Genomic DNA, 13,313 nt, shown 5'->3' on the forward strand with positions numbered 1-13,313 from the left:
ATCGTCAACCACCCCGCCTTCGCCCCCACCGACCACACCCCCTTCACCATCCACACCCGCTGGATCGAAACCGAATTCCACAACACCATCACCCCCCAAGCCGCGCCGGACGCCGCCCCGGCGGCGGGCGCCCCGACCCGCCGGGCGGTGACGGTCGAGGTCGACGGCCGGCGGGTCGAGGTGGTGCTGCCCGAGGGCTTCGCCGCCGATCCCGCGGCGCCCAGGCGCCCGGCGCGCCGGGCCGCCGCCGCGGCGGCCGCGGACGGCGACGCCCTGGTCAGCCCGATGCAGGGCACCGTCGTCAAGGTCGTCGCCGCGGACGGCGGCCGGGTGGCCGCCGGCGACACCGTCGTGGTCATCGAGGCGATGAAGATGGAGCAGCCGCTGACCGCGCACAAGGCCGGCACCGTCACCGGCCTGTCCCTGAACCCCGGCGACGCGGTCGGCGGCGGCGCCGTCGTCTGCACCATCGCCGGCTGAGGCACCCGCCTCGGCGACCGGTCCCCCCGGTCGGCCCGCACCGACGAAGCAGCAGTACCGACAGAGGAGTTATCCCGCGATGTGCAACCCGGCCCTGATGCAGCGGATCGACTACGGCGACGCCGGTGCCGCTCCGCCCGGCCAGAACCACCCGTACGTGCGGCGCACCGGCGAGAACGGCAGCGTCCAGGTCGCGGGCGAGCCCGCCGAGGCGCCCTCGGCGGCGTCGCGGGTGATGACCCGCCGCAACCTGATGCGGTTCACCGGGGTGGCGAGCGCCGCCGCGGCGCTGTCCATGCTGCCCGTCGGGGTGGCCGCCGCCTCCGACGTGCGGGGCCGGCTCGGCAGCCGGGTCGTTGACCTCACCCACACCCTCAGCTCGGACTTCCCGATCTTCTACCCGCTGTCGCCCCCTCCGGTCTACGAGCAGCACCGCTTCCTGGAGACCGACGGCTTCAACGCCAACACGATGACGCTGGACGAGCACAGCGGCACCCACATCGACGCGCCGGCCCACTTCGGCGGCGAGAACTACGTCGACGAGATCCCGGTGGAGAGCCTGGTCGCGCCGCTGTGCGTGGTCAGCATCGGCGACCGGGCCGAGCACGACCACACCGCCACCCTCGAAGTGGACGACATCCGCCGCTACGAGCGCCGGTACGGCCGCATCCCCCGCGGCGCGTTCGTCGCGATGGAGTCCGGTTGGAGCCGCCGCGTCCCGATCCCCGGCGCCTACCTCAACCAGGGCGAGGACGGCGTGTTCCGCTACCCGGGCATCGGCCCCGAGGCGGCCGCCTTCCTGGTGGAGGAGCGCTCCATCGTGGGCGCGGGCGTGGACAGCACCAGCATCGACCACGGCGGCTCGGAGGTGCCCGAGAGCCACCAGATCATGCTGCCCAACGGCCTGTACGGGATCGAGAACCTGAACAACCTGGCCGCGGCGCCGCGCCACGGCGGAACCGTGGTGGTCGGCGCCGCCAAGCACCGCGGCGGCTTCGGCGGTCCGGCGCGGGTGCTCGTCTTCCACTGATCCCGGTCCCGCGCGCCCGGCGGGCGCGCCCGTACCGTCCGGGGCGCCGGTCGCGCTGCGCCCCGGGCGGTACGGGCCGCCGCCGGGCGCGTGCGCCGCCGAGGCGCGAACGCGTCCCCGCCGGGACGGCCCCGCGCGTGCGGGCGGCCCGGCGGGGACGCAGCCGTTCACGGCCCGAGGCCCGAAGGAGGCCGACCATGACAGTGACCCCCGGTACGTACACGGACCCGCTCGCGATCGACGCGCCGCCGCCCGCCGTGCGGCGGGTGCCGTCGCTGGCGGAGCGGACGATGGAGCTGCGCGCGCTCAAGGAGGCCGTGGCCGAGGGCGCGGACCCGCTCGCCACCGAGCGGCACCGCGCCAAGGGCAAGCTGACCGCCCGCGAGCGCGTCGGGCTGCTGCTGGACGAGGGCTCCTTCACCGAGGTGGAGCCGCTGCGGCGGCACAGCGCCACCGGCTTCGGCCTGGAGCGGCGCCGCCCGCACACCGACGGTGTCGTCACCGGCTGGGGCACCGTGCACGGCCGCACCGTGTACGTCTACGCGCACGACTTCCGGGTCTTCGGCGGCGCGCTCGGCGAGGCGCACGCCGCCAAGATCCACAAGATCATGGACATGGCGGTGGCGGCCGGCGCCCCGCTGGTCAGCCTGAACGACGGCGCGGGCGCCCGGATCCAGGAGGGTGTGGCCGCGCTGGCCGGCTACGGCGGCATCTTCACCCGCAATGTGCGCGCCTCCGGGGTGATCCCGCAGATCAGCGTGATGCTCGGCCCGTGCGCCGGCGGCGCCGCCTACTCCCCCGCGCTCACCGACTTCGTCTTCATGGTCGACGGCATCGCGCAGATGTTCGTCACCGGGCCCGACGTGGTGCACGCGGTCACCGGCGAGCGGGTCGGCCAGGACGAGCTGGGCGGCGCCCGGGTGCACTCCGGCGTCAGCGGGGTGGCCGGCTTCTTCGCCGCCGACGAGCGCTCCTGCCTGGAGGACGTGCGCCACCTGCTGTCCTTCCTGCCGGCCAACAACCAGGAGGCGCCGCCCGAGGAGCCGACGGCCGACCCGGCCGACCGGCGCGCCGAGCGGCTGCTCGACCTGGTGCCCGCCGATCCGTCCCGCCCCTACGACGTGCGGGCCGTGATCGAGGAGATCGTGGACGACGGCGGCTACTTCGAGGTCGGCGCGGGCTGGGCCGGCAACCTGGTCTGCGCGCTCGCCCGGATCGACGGGCAGGCGGTCGGGATCCTGGCCAACCAGCCGATGGTGTCGGCGGGCGTGCTCGACATCCACGCCTCGCAGAAGGGCGCCCGCTTCGTCAGCACCTGCGACGCCTTCAACATCCCGCTGGTCACCCTGGTGGACGTGCCCGGCTTCCTGCCCGGCACCGGACAGGAGCACGGCGGGATCATCCGGCACGGCGCCAAGCTGCTGTACGCCTACTGCGCGGCCACCGTGCCGCGGGTGCAGGTCATCCTGCGCAAGGCCTACGGCGGCGCCTACATCGTGATGGACTCGCGCTCCATCGGGGCGGACCTGTCCTTCGCCTGGCCGGGCAACGAGATCGCGGTGATGGGCGCGGAGGGCGCCGCCAACGTCGTCTTCCGCAAGGAGATCGCGGCCGCCGCCGACCCGGCCGCGCGCCGCGCCGAACTGGTCGAGCAGTACCGGGCGGAGCTGATGCACCCCTACTACGCCGCCGAGCGCGGCCTGGTGGACGACGTGATCGACCCGGCCGAGACCCGCGCCGTGCTGGCCCGCTCGCTGGCGGCGCTGCGGCGCAAGCACGTGCCCGCGCCGTACCGCAAGCACGGCAACCCCCCGATGTGAGGCGGTGAACACATGCACGCGGCCCGGCAGGACACGGTGATCCGGGTGGTCAGGGGCCGCCTGGACGAGGCCGAGGCGGTCGCGCTCGCGCTGGTGCTGGCCCGACCGGCCGCCCCGGCGCCGCGGCGCGCGGCTGGGCTCGCGGCCGCGCCGCCCGCCTGGACGCGCCCGGACCGGTACCGCTCCCCCGCCTCGTGGCCGGGGCCCGGCGGCCCGGTGGGCCGCCGCTGAAGACGGGCGCGTCCCTTCGCGGGAGGGGACGTGCCTCCCCCGCCTCCCGCACCGCGACCCCGCCCGGTCCCCGTCCCCGGGCGGGGTCGCTCGTGTCCGTGCACACCGTGCGCCGCACGGGTCGGACGGCGCCTCCGTCGCCCTCCCCGCGCACAGACGGACGGCCCCCGGGGACGTGGAAGCACGTCCCCGGGGGCCGCCGTACGCCCCGGCCTTCGGGGTCAGTCCACGAGGGCGGGCTCGTCCCTGCCCCGCTCGGGCGCGGGACCGGCCTGCTCGGCCTGCTCGGCGGGCGGGGTTCCGCGCGAGAGCACGCCGACCGCCACCGCGCCCAGCAGCGACATGGCCGCCACCGCCCAGAGCGCGACGTGCATCGCGTCGGTGTAGGCGGCGGCCGCCAGCTCCGCGGCGCCCGCGGCCCCGGCGGCCGCCTCGACGGCCCCGGCCATGTCGCCCTGGAGCAGGTCGGCCGTCATGGCCGGGGCGGCGGCGGCGAACTCGCCGGCGGCCAGCCGCTGCTGGGTGACGGTGGCCAGGATCGCGCCGAGGACCGCGATCGAGACGGCCTCACCGGTCAGCCGCATGGTGTTGAACATGCCGGCCGCCATGCCCGCGCGGGCCGGCTCCACCGAGGAGACCGCGGCGCCGTCCAGGATGGCCAGCGAGACGCCGAAGCCGATGCCGATGGTCAGCAGCGGCCCGGCCAGCACGGCGACGCCCGCGCCCGGCCGGATCACGGTGAGCCAGGCGCAGCCGGCCGCGACCAGCACCATGATCACGACCAGCAGCACGCTCTGCGGCACCCGGCGCGCGATCATCCCGACCACGGTCGGCACCACCAGGGTGGGCCCGGTGAGCAGCACCAGCAGCAGGCCCGCGTCCTGCGCGGAGATCCCGTCGACCGACATGAAGTACGGCGGCAGCACGATCAGCAGCGCGACGAAGCCGAAGGCCAGCAGCACCGGCATCGCGCAGATCGCCACGAAGCGGGCCTGGCCGAAGAGCGAGATGTCGAACATCGGCCGCTCGGCCCGCCGCTCGACCAGCACGAACACCGCCATCAGCACCACGAACGCGGCCAGGGCGCCGATGACCAGCGGATGCGTCCAGCCCAGCTGGCCGCCCTGCACCAGGGCGAGCACGAACAGGAACAGGCCGCCGGTGAAGGTGATCGCGCCGGGCCAGTCCACCCCGGCGGCATGGGCGTCGCGCGACTCGGCCAGCAGCGGGCTCAGCGCCAGGACCGGGACCAGGACCAGCACCGCGACCAGGAAGAAGCCGCGCCAGCCGCCCAGCGAGGTGACCAGCACGCCCGCCACCAGCGGCCCGAAGGCCAGGCCGACGCCGATGGCGGTGCCGAACAGCGCGAAGGCCCGGGTGCGGGCGGCGCCGTCGAAGGTCTGCGCCAGGATCGCGCTGCCCCCCGTGGTGGCGGCCGCCGCGCCGATGCCGGCCAGCACCCGGCCGCCGACCAGCACGGCGATGTGGGTGGCGAGCGTCGCCACCAGCATGGCCGCGCAGAACAGCACCACGCCGCCGATGAACATCCGGCGCCGGCCGGTGAGGTCGGCCAGGGAGCCGGTGACCGCCATGAAGCTGGCGAAGGTGAGGAAGAAGGCGTTGACCACCCACTGGGAGGCGGCGAGCCCGGCGTCCAGGTCGACGCTGATGTCGGGGAGCGCGACGGAGGCTCCCGTGGCGGTGACCGGGACCAGGACGATCGCGGCGCACACCACCAGCAGGGTGAGTGTGGGGCGGGTGCGGCGCGAAGACGACTCCGCAGCGCTGGTCGTCATGTTCGGACCTTTCTTTCAGCACGGGCCGTTCAGGGAATCGTTTTCCGTGCTCGCCGCCCGAGGCGCGCGGAATGCCACGTGCGTGGCGGCCGGCGCGTTTTCCCGGTCCGGCGATCGGCGATGGGACACAGCGAGTGGCGCACGGCGGGAAAAGCGGGGCGTATGCGCCGCGCCCCGCTTTTCCCGTCATTCGTCCCGGCGTTCACCCCGGGAATGGGGGACGCGGACGGAAAACGATGCTATTCGGGCGCGGGGCGGGACGGTATTGCACCAGTCGGCCCCGCCACTACCCCTTTAGCTGTAGTGGCGTCCGTCTTCGGATGAGTAGGCGGCCGCCGCGGGCCCGCACGCGGTTAGCGTCATGGCGCGGCGGTGCCCGCTGCGGCGCCGCGGCCCTGTCCGCATCCGCTGACGACCCGCCGGACGCCGGCGGCTGAGAGGTGTGCCATGGCCGACTCGGTACTGATCGTGGGAGCGGGCCCCGTGGGCATGCTGCTCGCCTGCGAACTCCTCCAGCAGGGCGTGCCCGTGCGCATCGTGGACGGCGCTCGCGGGCACTCGGCGCACTCGCGGGCCACCATCATGTGGCCGCGCCTGCTGGAACTGCTGCACCGCACCGGGCTGACCGAGCGCATCGTGGCCGCGGGCCACCGGGTCGAGGGGGTGTCGTACTTCTCCGGCGGCCGCCCGCTGGGCACCGCCTGGCTGAGCCGGATGACCGACACCCCGTACCCCTTCGCGGTGGGCATCGCGCAGAGCGCCACCGAGGACATCATGGAGCAGCGGCTCACCGAACTCGGCGGCAAGATCGAGCGGGGCACCCGGCTCACCGCGCTGCGCGGCGTGGAGGGCGGCCGGCAGCTCGCGGTGCTGGAGAGCCCCGACGGCTCCGCCGAAGAGGTCTCCACCCCCTGGCTGGTCGGCGCGGACGGCGCGCACAGCACCGTCCGCAAACTGCTCGACATCCCCTTCGAGGGCGAGCAGCTGGACGTCAGCTTCGCCATCACCGACGCCGAGGTCCGCGGCGACATGCCGATGAACGTGGTGAGCTACTGCTACACCCCCGTCGGCAGCCTGGCCCTGGGCCCGCTCGGCCCGACCGTCTCCCGGGTGGCGGTGAGCGTGCCGCACCCCGAGGACGACACCCCGCCCACCCGCGAGTTCTTCCAGTCGATCGTCGACGAGCGCGCGCCGGGCCGCAACGTCCTCGGCGAACTGCGGTTCAGCACCGTTTTCCGGGTGAACGCCAGGATCGCGGCGCGCTTCCGCGGGCAGCGGGCGCTGCTGGTCGGCGACGCGGCGCACATCATGAGCCCGGCGGGCGCGCAGGGCATGAACACCGGCCTGCAGGACTCCGCCAACCTCGGCTGGCGGCTCGGCGGACTGATGCGCGGCGCCTTCACCGAGGACGTGCTGGCCGGCTACGAGCGCGAGCGGCGGCACGGCGCGCACGCGGTCTCCCGCTCCACGGCCCGCCAGACCCGCTGGGGCTTCTTCCGCAAGCCCGCGCAGATCGCCCTGCGCGACATCGTCTTCCGGACGGCCACCGCCACCGGCATGGTGCAGCGGGCCATCGTCCCGCTGATCGCCCAGACCGACGTGCGCTACCCGGTGGTGGACACCGAGGGCACTACGCGGAAGGGGCCGGTGCCGGGCGGGCGGCTGCCGGTGCTGCCGCAGCCCTCCGGAGCGCCGGTGCCGGCCCTCGCCCGCGAGGGCGAGTGGCCGCGGGTCTCCGGGGACGGCCTCACCGTGCTGCTGTGGCCGGGGCGCTCCCGGGACGCCGGCTGGTCCCGCACCGCCGCGGAGGTCCGCGCCTCGGTGCCCGAGGCCGCCGTGGTGGAGGTCCGGCCGGGGTACGCTCCCATCGCCGGCGTCCTCGGCGGCGCCGCGGCCCTCGCGGTCGTGCGCCCCGACGGCCACCTGCTCGCGACGCTGCCCGCGCCCGACCGCGCGTACCTGCCCCGGGTGCTGGCCGCGCTGCGGCTGCGGCCCGAGCCGGTCGCCGCGCCCCTAGAGGCGGCGACGCCGCCGCCGGCCGCCGAGGCGGAGGCCGGCGCCTCGGCACACCAGGGCTGAGCACGAGCCGATCAGAGAGCGAGCACACGATGAGACAGCGCACCTTCCGCCCCGCACGACGCGAGGTCGGCGCGGTCGGCCTGGGCTGCATGGGCATGAGCTGGGCCTACACCGAGTCCGAGCGCGACGACGCGCGCTCGGTCGAGCTGATCCGCGCCGCACTCGACCAGGGCGTGGACTTCCTGGACACCTCCGACGTCTACGGCGCCGGCCACAACGAGACCCTGGTGGGCCGGGCACTGGCCGGGCGCAGGGACGACGCCTTCCTGGCCACCAAGGTCGGGCTGGTCGTGGACGACCTGCGCACCAAGGCGATGCGGCGCGACGGCTCGCCCGCCCATGTGCGCGCCGCGATCGAGGCCAGCCTGCGCCGGCTGGGCACCGAGACCGTCGACCTGTACTACCTGCACCGCGTCGACCCGGCCGTCCCGCTGGAGGAGAGCTGGGGCGCCATGGCCGAGCTGGTGCGCGAGGGCAAGGTCCGCCACCTGGGCCTGTCGGAGGTCTCGGTGGGCGAGGCCGAGCGGGCGCACCGCGTCCACCCGGTGGCCGCGGTCCAGTCCGAGCTGTCGCTGTGGACCAGGGACGCCCTCGGCGCCTCCGGCGCGGCCGCCGACGCCAGGTTCGACAGCCCCGGTTCGGTCGGCGGCGGCCTGGAGCCCAGCGGCGACGTGGTCGGCTGGTGCGCCGCCAACGGCGCCGCCTTCGTGCCCTTCTCGCCGCTGGGGCGCGGCTTCCTGACCGGCGCGATCACCGCCTCGACGGAGTTCGAGAGCAGCGACTTCCGCTCGGCCAACCCGCGCTTCACCGCCGAGGCGCGCGCCGCCAACCAGCGGATCGTGGACGTGCTGCGGGCGGTGGCCGACAGCCACGCGGCCACCCCCGCCCAGGTCGCGCTGGCCTGGGTGCTCAGCCGGGGGGAGCACGTCATCCCGATCCCCGGCACCAAGCGCGAGCGCTACCTGCGCGAGAACGCGGCCGCTGCCGAGCTGGAGCTGACCAAGGAGGACCTGGCCCGGCTCGACGAGGCGCCCGCCGCCACCGGCACCCGCTACTGACCGACCGGCGGTCCGGGCGGCCGCGCCCGGACCGCCGCGCCCCGGTCGGAGCCGGAAACCGCCTTGCGGCCCCCTCCGGAGCCGACGACACTGGGCCGGACCGACCGACGGGAAGGACCGGCCATGGCCCAACGGAGCAGCCCCGCCGCGGTCGCGGAGCGGATCGCCGCCGTCGACTGGGCGGCGCCCTGGGAGCTGGCCGCCTCGCACGCCGGGTCGCGGCCCAGGCTGCTCATGGAGTACCAGCGGCGGATGGGCCTGTGGGCGCGGGCTCTCGGCCTGCGCTCCCCCGTCACCTTCTTCGACCTGCCGGAACGGGTCGCCCCCGGCGTGCGGGCCGACCCGGAGCTGGTGGCGCGGGTCGAGGCCGGATGGGCCGGCCACTACCTGTGGGAGCCGGTCAGGTCCTCGTGCCTGTGGGCGCTGCACTGGGCGGCCGTGCGCGAGGCCGGGCTCGGCGGCTTCCCCGGCGAGGGGCTCACCGGCGCCCGGCGGGCCGCGCTGGCCGAGCCCTTCGACCCGCTGCTGGCCGCCTACGAGCGCGGCGGCGGCTTCCACCGCGACTGCAGCGGCGCCTTCATCGACCTGGAGCTGTGCGCGGTGCCGTACCGGCCCTGGCGCGACCGGCTCCCTCCGGCCGACCCGATCACCACCACGGACCCGGCCGCCCTCGACGCGCTCGACGCCGCCGACACGGCCCGGCGAGCGGCCGAGGGGGCTCCCGGTGCCCGGTCGGCGGCGGACGGCCGGTCCGGTTGACCCGCGTCCGGCCGGCCGCCAGCATGCTGCCCATGGCGAAGCTGGACGCGGACCGTCCCGAGGTGCTGCTGCGGCCGCTGGACGAGCCGCGGCTGGCCGAGCTGCTGGACGCGGCGGTGGCCGGGGCCGAGCCCGACGAGGTGATGCCGCCGGTGCCCGGCCCGCCCGGGTGGACGGCCGAACGGCGCCGGGCCTTCCTGGACTTCCACCGCTCCCGCTCCATCGGCACCGAGCAGCCGGTGGAGGAGACCTTCGTCATCTACGCCGACGGCCGCGCGGCCGGAGCGGCCCGGCTCGAAGGCACCTGGGCGGGCGTCGAGGCGGGCCTGTGGGTGACGCGCGGGCAGCGCGGCCGAGGCGTCGGCGGCGCCGCCGTGCGCCGGCTGCGCGAGCTGGCCGCCGAGCGCGGCCACCAGCGGCTGATCGCCGCCACCACCCCCGGCAACACCGCCGCCCGGCGGCTGCTCGCCGCCGCCGGCGCCCACCTGGTCGCCACCGACACCAGCGTGCAGGCCGTCATCGAGCTGTGAGGCCGCGCCCGCGTCAGCACCTGCGGTACCACCACGGCCGGTCCGCCGGGACGCTCAGGTCCGGCAGCGTACGGGCCCGGAACCGGGCGTCCAGCGGCCGCAGCAGCGCCCGCAGCTCCCGGGCGACCGGCAGGGGCAGCGCCGCGCAGGCCGCCTCCAGCTCGGACCTGGCCCACTGCGGCGGATCGTGCCCGAACTCGCAGTAGCAGGGATCGTCGGGCTCGGAGAAGGAGTGCCGGATCCGGGGCCGGTTCACCAGCGTCCGCCAGGACGACAGCAGCTGCCCGAGGAAGTCGGCGCGGAACAGCGGCTCGCGCGGGTGGACGCGCTCCAGCTCCAGCAGTACGGCGTGCGCACGGGTGGACAGGCCGGGGACCGCGCGCCACTCGCGCGGATAGCGTCCGCCGCCGGGCGGCCCCTGAACGCGCCGCGCCCATCCGGGCACGGACGCCTCGCGCCGCCTACCCGGCATCGGACCTTTCGATCGGGTGGATTCGCATGCCCGGAACACTGCCGTACCGCACCCCCGCACCGCAAGTCCGGGCGGCGCGCGACTACGAGGCCAGCATGTCCGCGGTGAGGCTCGCCTCCGTGGACGGGATGCCGAGGTCGGCGGCGCGCTTGTCGGCCATGGCGAGCAGGCGGCGGATGCGGCCGGCGATGGCGTCCTTGGTCAGCGGGGGGTCGGCCAGCTGACCCAGCTCCTCCAGCGACGCCTGCTTGTGCTCCAGGCGCAGCCGCCCGGCCGCGACCAGGTGCTCGGGGGCGTCGTCGGCCAGGATCTCCAGCGCCCGCTGCACCCGCGCCCCGGCGGCGACGGCCGCCCGCGCCGAGCGGCGCAGATTGGCGTCGTCGAAGTTGGCGAGCCGGTTGGCGGTGGCGCGCACCTCGCGGCGCATCCGCCGCTCCTCCCAGGCCAGCAGGCTCTCGTGCGCGCCCAGCCGGGTGAGCAGCGCGCCGATGGCGTCGCCGTCGCGCACCACGACGCGGTCGATGCCGCGCACCTCGCGCGCCTTGGCGCTGATCTTCAGCCGGCGGGCCGCGCCCACCAGGGCGAGCGCCGCCTCGGGGCCGGGGCAGGTGACCTCCAGCGACATGGAGCGGCCCGGCTCGGTGAGCGAGCCGTGGGCGAGGAAGGCGCCCCGCCAGGCCGACTCGGCATCGCAGACGGCGCCGGAGACGACGTGCCTGGGCAGGCCGCGCACCGGCCGCCCGTTGTTGTCGATCAGCCCGGTCTGGCGGGCCAGGCTCTCGCCGTCCTTGATCACCCGCACGACGTAGCGGTTGCCCTTGCGCAGCCCGCTGGGCGCGAGCACGACCACGTCGGAGGCGTGCCCGAAGACCTCGGTGATGTCCTTGCGCAGCCGGCGGGCGGCGGAGCCGGTGTCGAGCTCGGCCTCGATGACGATGCGTCCGCTGACCAGGTGCAGCCCGCCCGCGAAGCGCAGGATGGTGGACACCTCCGCCTTGCGGCAGCACGGCTTGAGCACGTCCAGCCTGCTCAGCTCGTCCTTGACCACACCGGTCATCGCCATGCTTCCCACGCCCCCTGATCTCGCGCCCCGGCCATTATCGCGACCGGCCGACCCTCGCAGGTTAGCGCGACACGCCGGTTTCACCACGGAAGACGTCGGCGAAGGCGGCCGCGAGCCTGGCCGGGTCGTGCCGGGGCGAGCCGTCGTCCACCGCCACGCGGGCCAGCACGAGCCGGGCGCCGAGCTTGTCGGCGGCCCGCTCCAGCGCCGCCACGTCGTCCACGGAGGCGGCGTCGGCCAGCACCGCGTCGATGGTCAGCCGGGGGGCGTGCTCGACCAGCACCTCCAGGTAGGTGTGCGCGGCGAAGCCCTCGGTCTCGCCGCGCTGCGGCGAGAGGTTCAGCACGACGACCCGGCGCGCCGGGGTGGCGATCAGCCCGGCGGCCAGTTCCGGCACCTTCAGGTGCGGCAGCACGCTGGTGAACCACGAACCGGGCCCGAACACCACCCAGTCGGCCTCCGCCACCGCCTTGACCGCCTGCGGCGAGGCGGGCGGGTCGGGCGGGATCAGCGACACCGACCGGACCTGGCCGCGGGTGCCGGCGCAGGCCACCTGGCCGCGGACGGTGGTGATCTCGTCGGGGCGGTCGGGGTCGACCCCGGCCACCTCGGCCATGATGTCCAGCGGGATGGAGGACATCGGCAGCACCCTGCCGTGCGCGCCGAGCAGTCGCCCGACCCAGTCCAGCCCGGCGACGGAGTCGCCCAGCAGCTCCCACAGCGCCACGATCAGCAGATTGCCGACGGCGTGGCCGTGCAGCTCCCCCTCGCTGCGGAAGCGGTGCTGCACCACCTCGCTCCAGGTGTGGCCCCACTCGTCGTCTCCGCACAGCGCCGCCAGCGCCATCCGCAGGTCGCCCGGCGGCAGCACCCCCAGCTCGCGGCGGAGCCGCCCGCTGGAGCCGCCGTCGTCGGCGACGGTGACGACGGCGGTGAGGTTCTCGGTGACGCGCCGCAGCGCCGACAGCGAGGCGTGCAGGCCGTGGCCGCCGCCCAGCGCCACCACCCGGGGGTTGCGCCCGTCGCCGACGTCGGCAGCGGGCAGGAACGCTCCCCCGGGGTCGCGCATCGATCTCCACCTGCCTTCCGGCTCACGTCACCGCGCCGGCGCGGCCGTCACTCCCGGCCGAGGTCGCGGTGGACGACCTGCACCTCCAAGCCCTCGTCGCGCAGCCGGGAGCACAGCTGCTCCGCCATGGCCACGCTGCGGTGCTTTCCACCGGTACAGCCCACGGCGAGCGTGATGTAGTGCTTGCCCTCACGCTCATACCCGGCCACCAGCAGACGCAGCACCTCGGTGTACGCGTCGAGGAACTCCTTGGCGCCCTGCTGAGAGAGAACGTACTCCCGAACCGGGGCATCCTGCCCGGTCATTGGGCGCAGATCCGGCACCCAGTGCGGATTCGGCAGGAAGCGGCAGTCGACCACCAGGTCGGCGTCGACCGGCAGGCCGTACTTGTAGCCGAAGGAGACGATGTTGGCGCGCGGCTGCGCCTCGCCGTCGTCGCCGAAGTAGGCCACCATCTTCGCCCGCAGCTGGTGCACGTTCAGCTGCGAGGTGTCGATGACGAGGTCGGCGTCGCCGCGGATGGCGCGCAGCAGCGCGCGCTCGCGTGCGATGCCCTCGACCAGGCGGTCCTCGCCCTGCAGCGGGTGCGGGCGGCGCACCCCTTCGAAGCGGCGCACCAGCGCCTCGTCGCCGGCCTCCAGGAAGACCACCCGGCCGGACACGCCGCGCCGCTTGAGCGCGTCTATCTCCGACAGCAGGTCGGCGGTGAAGCCCCTGCTGCGCACATCGACCACGGCGGCCACCCGGGGCACCGCGCCCTGGCTCCGCCCGGCCAGGTCGATCATGGTGGGCAGCAGGCCGGGCGGCAGGTTGTCCACCACGAACCAGCCCAGGTCCTCCAGGGCACGGGCGGCGGTGCTGCGCCCGGCCCCCGACATGCCCGTGATCACCACCATCTCGGGTGCGGCCTCGCCGCTTGCTCCCGG

The 13,313-nt window shown here is 75.4% G+C and carries 13 protein-coding genes; 8 read left to right on the forward strand and 5 right to left on the reverse strand.

All coding sequences use genetic code 11. The annotated features are described in order from the left end of the window. The 4 genes from CLV72_RS30715 to CLV72_RS30730 all read left to right on the forward strand — a co-directional run. A partial coding sequence (locus CLV72_RS30715) for an acyl-CoA carboxylase biotin carboxyl carrier protein subunit (protein WP_146159646.1) occupies positions 1-480 on the forward strand: 480 nt, incomplete at its 5' end. A gap of 79 nt (positions 481-559) precedes the next feature. Continuing rightward, positions 560-1,510 carry a cyclase family protein gene (locus CLV72_RS30720; protein ID WP_106253718.1) on the forward strand — a complete coding sequence of 317 codons (951 nt, stop codon included), beginning with the start codon at positions 560-562 and terminating at the stop codon, positions 1,508-1,510. A gap of 290 nt (positions 1,511-1,800) precedes the next feature. Further along, a complete protein-coding gene (locus CLV72_RS30725) occupies positions 1,801-3,330 on the forward strand; it encodes an acyl-CoA carboxylase subunit beta (protein ID WP_211303188.1) in 1,530 nt (509 codons plus the stop codon). Positions 3,331-3,342: 12 nt separating this feature from the next. Beyond that, positions 3,343-3,561 carry an acyl-CoA carboxylase epsilon subunit gene (locus CLV72_RS30730; protein ID WP_106253720.1) on the forward strand — a complete coding sequence of 73 codons (219 nt, stop codon included), beginning with the start codon at positions 3,343-3,345 and terminating at the stop codon, positions 3,559-3,561. A 221-nt stretch (positions 3,562-3,782) separates the two neighbouring features. Here the strand turns inward: CLV72_RS30730 and CLV72_RS30735 are convergent, their stop codons facing one another. After that, positions 3,783-5,357 (reverse strand): MFS transporter, encoded by a 1,575-nt coding sequence (locus CLV72_RS30735; RefSeq protein WP_106253721.1) that lies wholly within the window; start codon positions 5,355-5,357, stop codon positions 3,783-3,785. Positions 5,358-5,804: 447 nt separating this feature from the next. On the opposite strand from CLV72_RS30735, the gene CLV72_RS30740 reads away from it, so the two are divergent. From CLV72_RS30740 to CLV72_RS30755, 4 genes are all read left to right on the forward strand, one after another. Beyond that, entirely contained in the window at positions 5,805-7,436 is a 1,632-nt protein-coding gene (locus tag CLV72_RS30740) for an FAD-dependent monooxygenase (protein WP_106253722.1), read from the forward strand. Between the two features lie 29 nt (positions 7,437-7,465). Beyond that, the gene (locus tag CLV72_RS30745; RefSeq protein ID WP_106253723.1) at positions 7,466-8,494 is read left to right on the forward strand and encodes an aldo/keto reductase; all 1,029 of its coding nucleotides are present in this window, start codon (positions 7,466-7,468) and stop codon (positions 8,492-8,494) included. A 123-nt stretch (positions 8,495-8,617) separates the two neighbouring features. After that, positions 8,618-9,253 (forward strand): hypothetical protein, encoded by a 636-nt coding sequence (locus CLV72_RS30750; RefSeq protein WP_106253724.1) that lies wholly within the window; start codon positions 8,618-8,620, stop codon positions 9,251-9,253. 32 nt (positions 9,254-9,285) lie between these two features. Further along, positions 9,286-9,783 carry a GNAT family N-acetyltransferase gene (locus tag CLV72_RS30755; RefSeq protein WP_106253751.1) on the forward strand — a complete coding sequence of 166 codons (498 nt, stop codon included), beginning with the start codon at positions 9,286-9,288 and terminating at the stop codon, positions 9,781-9,783. Positions 9,784-9,796: 13 nt separating this feature from the next. Here CLV72_RS30755 and CLV72_RS30760 read toward each other — a convergent pair whose 3' ends face one another. The 4 genes from CLV72_RS30760 to rapZ all read right to left on the reverse strand — a co-directional run bounded on the left by CLV72_RS30760 (position 9,797) and on the right by rapZ (position 13,283). Continuing rightward, the gene (locus tag CLV72_RS30760; protein WP_106253725.1) at positions 9,797-10,255 is read right to left on the reverse strand and encodes a hypothetical protein; all 459 of its coding nucleotides are present in this window, start codon (positions 10,253-10,255) and stop codon (positions 9,797-9,799) included. An 82-nt stretch (positions 10,256-10,337) separates the two neighbouring features. Beyond that, a complete protein-coding gene (gene whiA / locus CLV72_RS30765) occupies positions 10,338-11,318 on the reverse strand; it encodes a DNA-binding protein WhiA (RefSeq protein WP_106253726.1) in 981 nt (326 codons plus the stop codon). A gap of 61 nt (positions 11,319-11,379) precedes the next feature. Beyond that, entirely contained in the window at positions 11,380-12,324 is a 945-nt protein-coding gene (locus tag CLV72_RS30770) for a gluconeogenesis factor YvcK family protein (RefSeq protein WP_106253752.1), read from the reverse strand. Positions 12,325-12,434: 110 nt separating this feature from the next. Further along, positions 12,435-13,283, reverse strand: coding sequence for an RNase adapter RapZ (rapZ, locus tag CLV72_RS30775; protein ID WP_106253753.1), 849 nt, complete (start codon positions 13,281-13,283; stop codon positions 12,435-12,437). Between the last annotated feature and the right edge of the window lie 30 nt (positions 13,284-13,313).

This window comes from Allonocardiopsis opalescens (genome assembly GCF_003002095.1).
GTDB lineage: Bacteria > Actinomycetota > Actinomycetes > Streptosporangiales > Streptosporangiaceae > Allonocardiopsis > Allonocardiopsis opalescens.

Coding starts and splice junctions, on each gene's coding strand:
- CLV72_RS30720 (WP_106253718.1), top strand. CDS start 560: ATGTGCAACCCGGCCCTGATGCAGCGGATCGACTACGGCGACGCCGGT.
- CLV72_RS30725 (WP_211303188.1), top strand. CDS start 1,801: ATGGAGCTGCGCGCGCTCAAGGAGGCCGTGGCCGAGGGCGCGGACCCG.
- CLV72_RS30730 (WP_106253720.1), top strand. CDS start 3,343: ATGCACGCGGCCCGGCAGGACACGGTGATCCGGGTGGTCAGGGGCCGC.
- CLV72_RS30735 (WP_106253721.1), bottom strand. CDS start 5,357: ATGACGACCAGCGCTGCGGAGTCGTCTTCGCGCCGCACCCGCCCCACA.
- CLV72_RS30740 (WP_106253722.1), top strand. CDS start 5,805: ATGGCCGACTCGGTACTGATCGTGGGAGCGGGCCCCGTGGGCATGCTG.
- CLV72_RS30745 (WP_106253723.1), top strand. CDS start 7,466: ATGAGACAGCGCACCTTCCGCCCCGCACGACGCGAGGTCGGCGCGGTC.
- CLV72_RS30750 (WP_106253724.1), top strand. CDS start 8,618: ATGGCCCAACGGAGCAGCCCCGCCGCGGTCGCGGAGCGGATCGCCGCC.
- CLV72_RS30755 (WP_106253751.1), top strand. CDS start 9,286: ATGGCGAAGCTGGACGCGGACCGTCCCGAGGTGCTGCTGCGGCCGCTG.
- CLV72_RS30760 (WP_106253725.1), bottom strand. CDS start 10,255: ATGCCGGGTAGGCGGCGCGAGGCGTCCGTGCCCGGATGGGCGCGGCGC.
- whiA (WP_106253726.1), bottom strand. CDS start 11,318: ATGGCGATGACCGGTGTGGTCAAGGACGAGCTGAGCAGGCTGGACGTG.
- rapZ (WP_106253753.1), bottom strand. CDS start 13,283: ATGGTGGTGATCACGGGCATGTCGGGGGCCGGGCGCAGCACCGCCGCC.